5 protein-coding genes and 3 pseudogenes are annotated in these 5,745 nt (G+C 43.1%); 2 read left to right on the top strand and 6 right to left on the bottom strand.

What is annotated here, in order from left to right; all coding sequences use genetic code 11:
• Nucleotides 1–193: pseudogene (locus tag ACEWB7_RS16855) on the top strand (IS4 family transposase); the annotation flags it as partial.
• 56 nt (nucleotides 194–249) lie between these two features.
• Here ACEWB7_RS16855 and ACEWB7_RS16850 read toward each other — a convergent pair.
• The 3 genes and pseudogenes from ACEWB7_RS16850 to ACEWB7_RS16840 all read right to left on the bottom strand — a co-directional run bounded on the left by ACEWB7_RS16850 (nucleotide 250) and on the right by ACEWB7_RS16840 (nucleotide 2,100).
• Nucleotides 250–627 carry an RcnB family protein gene (locus ACEWB7_RS16850; RefSeq protein WP_125279452.1) on the bottom strand — a complete coding sequence of 126 codons (378 nt, stop codon included), beginning with the start codon at nucleotides 625–627 and terminating at the stop codon, nucleotides 250–252.
• A gap of 208 nt (nucleotides 628–835) precedes the next feature.
• Nucleotides 836–1,380: pseudogene (locus ACEWB7_RS16845) on the bottom strand (glutathione peroxidase).
• A gap of 174 nt (nucleotides 1,381–1,554) precedes the next feature.
• Entirely contained in the window at nucleotides 1,555–2,100 is a 546-nt protein-coding gene (locus tag ACEWB7_RS16840) for a glutathione peroxidase (RefSeq protein WP_312310241.1), read from the bottom strand.
• Nucleotides 2,101–2,291: 191 nt separating this feature from the next.
• On the opposite strand from ACEWB7_RS16840, the gene ACEWB7_RS16835 reads away from it, so the two are divergent.
• The gene (locus tag ACEWB7_RS16835; RefSeq protein WP_034705680.1) at nucleotides 2,292–3,203 is read left to right on the top strand and encodes a DMT family transporter; all 912 of its coding nucleotides are present in this window, start codon (nucleotides 2,292–2,294) and stop codon (nucleotides 3,201–3,203) included.
• 395 nt (nucleotides 3,204–3,598) lie between these two features.
• Here the strand turns inward: ACEWB7_RS16835 and ACEWB7_RS16830 are convergent, their stop codons facing one another.
• The 3 genes and pseudogenes from ACEWB7_RS16830 to ACEWB7_RS16820 form a co-directional block, all read right to left on the bottom strand.
• Nucleotides 3,599–4,168: an L-threonylcarbamoyladenylate synthase gene (locus tag ACEWB7_RS16830; protein ID WP_034171542.1), complete on the bottom strand. Its 570-nt coding sequence runs from the start codon at nucleotides 4,166–4,168 to the stop codon at nucleotides 3,599–3,601.
• A 40-nt stretch (nucleotides 4,169–4,208) separates the two neighbouring features.
• Complete coding sequence (gene dprA / locus ACEWB7_RS16825) at nucleotides 4,209–5,348, bottom strand: DNA-processing protein DprA (RefSeq protein WP_034705682.1); 1,140 nt, start codon at nucleotides 5,346–5,348, stop codon at nucleotides 4,209–4,211.
• A 57-nt stretch (nucleotides 5,349–5,405) separates the two neighbouring features.
• Nucleotides 5,406–5,615: pseudogene (locus tag ACEWB7_RS16820) on the bottom strand (peptidoglycan-binding protein LysM); the annotation flags it as partial.
• Nucleotides 5,616–5,745 lie beyond the last annotated feature (130 nt).

Below are 5,745 nucleotides of genomic sequence, written 5' to 3'. Positions count from 1 at the left end.
AATCTGGATTGCGATGATCGCCTATTTATTGGTGAGTTTCGCTCAACATTTAGGAAAAACAGGTTGGACAGTTCAACGTTTACTCAGAATAATTCAAGTGAATTTGTTTGAAAGAAGAACTTTAAAAACTTTATTTTCATCCGATAAAATACCCATAAAACAAGAGGAAGCTCAAATGAGCTTCCTCTTGTGAAAAATTGTGGGACAGCAATGGCCGAAGCACTCTTTTTTCACCGAGGAGGATAAAACTTATCCTGCAATAATTTTGATAATGTTATGGCTCATCACATTGGTGAGGATATAGTCACCATTTACTTTGATCCATTGCTGGTTTTTACCAGGTTTGCTGAGTCTTTTGTATTTGCTGGGATCTACCTTGTAAACTTTGCTCTGGAACTGAGCCGGTACTTTTTGACCTACACGCCAATCGCGTGAAGGATCTACTTTTTTATACACCTGTTTATGCTGTTGAGCGTGTGCAGGGGATTTATGCTGCGCATGCTGCTGAACATGCGTTTTTTGTGGCTGATGGTGTTGCGAGTGATGCTCTGGAGCTGCAGCAAAAGCTGAAGTCGCCATAAGTGCACTAGATAATGAAAATACGACTGCTTTTACTAAGTCTTTCATGTTTTGAACCTATCGTTATCTCTCTTGGGATAACTGCATATTAGGCTCAACTCATTGATAAATATGGAATGAAGTGTTGTAGAAAAATAAAAATTAAGCGTAAATCATGGAGATTTTAGAGCTACGTAAATATGGTTATAAGTATTTGATTTTTATTTAAATAATAAGTATCTATTATTGAAATAGATACTTACATTACTGTTACAAATTATTTAGCCAATTCTGCATTGATCGCATCTCGCAAGCGAGCATCATCTGCTGGAATATTTGGTGCAAAACGCGCGACCACTTCGCCTTGCTTGTTGACCAGGAATTTTTTAAAGTTCCACAGCACTTCTGGTAATTCATTTGGCGTATTACCAAAACTTTTCAGGCGCTCTGCAAAATCTTCGCCGCCTGTACGTTGTGGCTGAGCTTCGGTCAGATAATGGTAAAGAGGGTGTTGATCTTCACCTACGACAGAGATCTTGGAGAATAGCGGGAAATCCACATTGTAGTTCAGACTGCAGAACTGCTGGATTTCCTCGTCTGTGCCCGGTTCCTGACCTTTAAAGTTATTCGCAGGAAAAGCTAGAATTTCCAGTCCTTCGGTTTTCTTCTCATTATAAAGTTTTTGCAGTCCTTCATATTGTGGAGTTAAACCACATTTTGATGCGACATTCACAATCAGCAGGCCTTTGTCCTGATAATCGGACAAAGTCGTATTTTCTCCTGTGACGGTTTTACCGGAATCTCATAAATGGACTGACTCATATTGTTTTACTCGAATTGTTATAGAAATAGGCTCATGTTTTATCGGGTCTGGGCGGTTTCAGCAAACATAATTTTTAGATAAGTTTGTGAAAAAAATATGAAATTCAATGTTCATGCCCATGAGCCAGGTCGGCTAAACTTGTCATCAGTTGCAACCGACCTATTTAAAAAGACTTATTTAGCAAGCTCGGCATTGATTGCATCCAGCAGGCGTGGATCATCTGCCGTGATATCCGGTGCAAAACGTGCAACGACTTCCCCCTGTTTGTTGACCAGGAATTTTTCAAAGTTCCAGAGAACTTCAGGCGGTTCATTTGGAGTCAGGCCGTAATCGACCAGATCTTTCCACCATGGACCTTCACCGATACGTTCTGGCACAGCCTGAGTCAAAGTGGCATACAAAGGATGTTTAGTTTCATCCACGACCGGAATTTTGGCAAACAGCGGGAAATCCACCTGATAGTTCAGGGAACAGAATTCCTGAATTTCCCTTTCACTTCCAGGTTCCTGTTCCAGAAAATCATTAGAAGGAAAACCTAAGATTTCCAGTCCTTCGGCTTTTTTATCATCATAGAGTTTTTGCAAGCCTTCGTATTGTGGAGTGAGGCCACATTTTGATGCCACATTTACCAGCAGCAAGACTTTGCCTTGATACTGGTTCAGCATCGTGTCCGTTCCTTGAATCGTTTTTACCGGAATGTCATACACAGAAGTGCTCATCAGATTTCCTTTTTATTAAATGAATGAGGGCTATTTGTTTTAACGGGTATTTAAATACAGTACAAGTCGGAATCAGTGAAATGCTTACCTGCCAGCTACAAATAGCATTAATTTTAGTTGAAAAATCAATTATGCTTAGGCACTTGCCAAGAGCGCATAGATTAACAATAGATAGAGACAGGGATGAAGTTATGACGCAGCAGCAAAAAACAATGTGGTGGGCCATGCTGCTTCCATTGACTGCGGTACTGATCTGGTCACTGAATATTGTCGTGACCCGCTATGTGACCGACTTTATCTCGCCGGTGAGCATCAGTTTTTATCGCTGGTTTTTTGCCTTTCTGATTCTAACCCCGTTTATTTTGCCGCGGGTGATTCGTGAGCGTGCCCTGATTGTGCCGCATCTGAAACAGCTGGCAGTGCTGAGTGCCTTTGGTCTGGTGCTGTATCAGGGACTGGCTTATACCGCTGCACATTACACCACCGCCACCAATATGGGCATTATTAATGCCTTTATTCCGATTTTTACCATTTTTGTGTCGATGCTGATTCTGCGCGATATTCCGAATCGCTACGCCATTATTGGCAGTCTGTTGTCCTTTGCCGGGCTGATCTATGTGATGGGGCAGGGCAATCCTTGGGGCCTGCTGCATGCCGGCGGCCAATGGGGCGATCTGCTGATGATTATCGCCGTGTTTTTCTATGCCTTTTATGGGGTTTTTCTGAAAAAATGGCAGCTGCAGATTCCGTTAATGCTGAGCCTGTATGTGCAGATTCTGTTTGCGCTGCTGTATCACCTGCCGTTTGTGGCCTGGTTGGGTCTTGATGCCATCAATATGACCAATGCCGGCAGCGTTATCTACGCCAGTATTTTCCCTTCATTAATTGCCCCTTTGGTGTGGATGATGGCGATTCAGCGTCTGGGACCGACCCGCACCAGTATCTTTATGAACCTGATGCCGGTGTTTACCGCTTTAATTGCCTTTGTCTGGTTAAAAGAGGCCTGGACCATTTATCACAGTATTGGTGGGGCGATTATTCTGTTCGGAATTGTGCTGGCCCAGAAAAAAACTGTGGCGCCAGTGCTCCTGAAAGCCAAATAGTTGCCCAAAAAACGAACAAACAAACTTAATTTTTTGCTTGAATGATCTCGTGAATAAAGGCAAATAGACTTTAGTCGAGAAGAGTAGCTTTTAGCTTCTTTAAAAAGCACTTTAAAAAGAGCAAGATAATTTGAATTTTTTTCAAATAATGATTAATTAATCATAGGTTTAAGCTGTTTTTTAAGAGCTAAAATATATTTGTTTTTTTTAAACTGTTCGCCCATAATACGCTCCATCGCAGATCAGCGACTGTTGCTGAAATGCCCAGAGATTTCGATACCCTCTGGATGTGATAATACACATCCTTTTTTATGCTCAACCATCCCTATATGGTTGAGCTTTTTTTTGTCTTAAAACTTTAGTCGGCTTGAAAAGAAAAATGACTGAGCAAAGGCTCAGTCACGAATAATTTCACCTGTTACAGCATCAATAATCCGGCTTGGTTTCTGGCTCAGTCCCAGATCACCATTCAGATAATTCAGGTCCTGACCAAAATAACGCATGGCATCTTGCAGGGAACGTGCAGGTTCTAAGCCGGCAGGATTGGCACTGGTTGAAACAATAAAACCGCCAAAAGCCTGACACAAGGCTACACAAAGAGGATGAGTGGTCACGCGCACTGCCACTTTAGGGTGTTTGCCTTTAATCCAGCCTGGAATATCGTCATTGGCAGGGAGTAACCAGGTGGTTGCCCGGTCTGTAGGTCGATCATTACTCCAAGACTCAATTACTTTTTCACGCATTTCTTCACTTAAATCCTGAAGTAAATGTTCCACTTGTGAAATATGAGCTGCGAGTAAAATCACGCCTTTTTCAATCGGGCGCTGTTTTAAGGTTAAAATCTGGTGAAATGCCTGTTCATTGTAGGGGTCGCAACCTAAGCCCCAAACAGCCTCTGTAGGGTATGCCAAGACCTGTCCAGCTTTGAGACATTCAGCTGCTTCGGCAACAGAGGTGGTGATCATGTGTATACCTTATCAAAACAAGAAGTGTCTATTGTGAACCTTATTTATGTGGACGACAACGTAGATACATACCAGCTTGCTGGGTACAAAAGCCAAGTAGCTCCAGTTCCATCAATTGACTGGTCAGAGAAGACACATACTGTTGCAGATGATGACTGAGATGATCCAGATCCTGTCCGACCCAGTCCAGCTGGTTATAAAGTCTGAGCAGATGAGGCGGTATGTGTGCAGGAAGTTCATCCGCCATGTCATGTTGTACTTCATTTTGTAAGGCTTGCCATTGAGTCGCCAGAGCCAGTTCTTCAATCACCTGTTGCGGGTGATCAATCAGAATCGCGCCTTCACGAATCAGCTGATGGCAACCCTTATGATATTCACTATAAATATGTCCCGGAATGGCAAATACAGTCTTGCCTTGTTCGGCAGCTAGTTTGGCCGTAATCAGAGAGCCGCTTTTTAAGGTCGCTTCAGCCACAATGACCCCGAGACTTAAACCGCTGACAATCCTGTTACGCCGTGGAAAGTGATGTTGCAACGGTGGGGTTTCTGGTAGAAACTCGGTAATGACGGCACCACCATGCGCAATAATCTCCTGGCGTAATTGTGCATGTTGAGAAGGGTAGGTCTGATCCAGTCCGGTTCCCATCACCGCAATGGTTCCCTGATGTTTTAATCCTGCCCGATGAGCAGCTTCATCTATGCCTTGTGCTAATCCACTATTAATATAGAAACCCTGTTCACTCAAATAAAAGGAAAAATCATAAGCTACTTGCCGGCCATGAGGACTCGGCTTGCGACTTCCCACAACTGCAATTTGGGCTTGTAGCAGGGTATCCGGCTGACCTTGGCCAAAAATAATCGGTGGTTTGTCTACATAGTGGCTGAGTTGCTGCGGATAGTGCAGATCATGGTAGAGTAGAACAAAATCACTATCTCGCTGAACTTTTTCCAGACAGCGCTGAAATTTCTGTTGTGATTCTGGAAGAGAGAAGTCTTTTAAGCGTTGGACATGATTGGCATGAATGCCAAGCGCCTGCCAGGTAGGCACCTGATCAGGCTGTATGGCTGTGGTTAGACTTGAATAATGCTGACTGATTTTATAGAAGCTCGAAAGAGAATGCTGAACCAGATACCATAACGTCAGTGTTTCCAGTTGCACGCGTGATAAAGAGTTCAGCATATCGAGACCTATATGTGTGTCTTCTTATTCTTTCAGTTGTAAAGTTGGATCAATCTATTATTCATCTAACAATGGCGCTTGAATATTGGCACCCACCTTGATAGGTAACTCACTTTCCAGCACATAAGCATAGCTGAGCTGATCAAAAGTTTTAAAGACCATCACATTGCCAATGCGCTCACCTGGAAGCTGTACGCGCTCTTTGGTTTTCGGATCAGTCACCACTTCACCTTTCTGGTTTACGCTAAAGACATGACCAGTCTGAACCGCTATTTAAAACCTACTCAAACCTACTTATGTGGATTTGATGTTTAATTCCTACTTCACCATCAAGAACCAAAAGCATCTGCTTTTGGAATTACCCCAACTCCATAGGCTGTCACGGTGTAACTCACCG

Origin of the sequence: Acinetobacter sp. NIOH-H-8 (assembly GCF_046635365.1) — a bacterium.
GTDB lineage: Bacteria > Pseudomonadota > Gammaproteobacteria > Pseudomonadales > Moraxellaceae > Acinetobacter.
This window is presented reverse-complemented; position numbering and strand designations above follow the sequence as displayed.

Coding starts and splice junctions, on each gene's coding strand:
- ACEWB7_RS16850 (WP_125279452.1), bottom strand. CDS start 627: ATGAAAGACTTAGTAAAAGCAGTCGTATTTTCATTATCTAGTGCACTT.
- ACEWB7_RS16840 (WP_312310241.1), bottom strand. CDS start 2,100: ATGAGCACTTCTGTGTATGACATTCCGGTAAAAACGATTCAAGGAACG.
- ACEWB7_RS16835 (WP_034705680.1), top strand. CDS start 2,292: ATGACGCAGCAGCAAAAAACAATGTGGTGGGCCATGCTGCTTCCATTG.
- ACEWB7_RS16830 (WP_034171542.1), bottom strand. CDS start 4,168: ATGATCACCACCTCTGTTGCCGAAGCAGCTGAATGTCTCAAAGCTGGA.
- dprA (WP_034705682.1), bottom strand. CDS start 5,348: ATGCTGAACTCTTTATCACGCGTGCAACTGGAAACACTGACGTTATGG.